This is a genomic window from Mesorhizobium sp. M8A.F.Ca.ET.202.01.1.1 (genome assembly GCF_004791595.1).
GTDB lineage: Bacteria > Pseudomonadota > Alphaproteobacteria > Rhizobiales > Rhizobiaceae > Mesorhizobium.
Genome location: NZ_SRUN01000116.1, coordinates 1 through 369, shown reverse-complemented (window position 1 = coordinate 369; position 369 = coordinate 1). Strand labels below are relative to the sequence as shown.

Below are 369 nucleotides of genomic sequence, written 5' to 3'. Positions count from 1 at the left end.
CCGATATCGTCGGCTGGCCGCGCAACGCCACCCGGATCTGCCCGGCGGCTCTCACGACGCCATGGCCGAGCTCAACCAGGCCAAGGAACAGGCCCTGAAGGAGATCGGTGCATGATGCACTTCCGCCCACCACCCTTCGACCGCTACCCCGGAATCCCAATGGCGAGGAGAACGCTGGCGCGCGATCTCATCGAGCGCGTCGCCGCCTGGCACTTCCTGACCGTTGCGCAGCTCGTTGGGCCGAGAGGCCCGGCCAGGATCGCCAAGGCGCGGTTCGATGCCATCGCGGCCGTCTACGTGAACTGCCGTCTCGGCGGCCGCGCGATGACGCTTTCCGAGATCGGAAGGCTGTTCGGTGGCCGCAACCAT

Annotated in this window: 1 protein-coding gene; it reads left to right on the top strand. The window is 67.5% G+C overall.

Features of this window, described 5'->3' with window-relative positions:
- Window positions 1–111: 111 nt before the first annotated feature.
- On the top strand, window positions 112–369 hold a 258-nt coding region (locus EN845_RS34085; RefSeq protein ID WP_210235535.1), incomplete at its 3' end, for a hypothetical protein.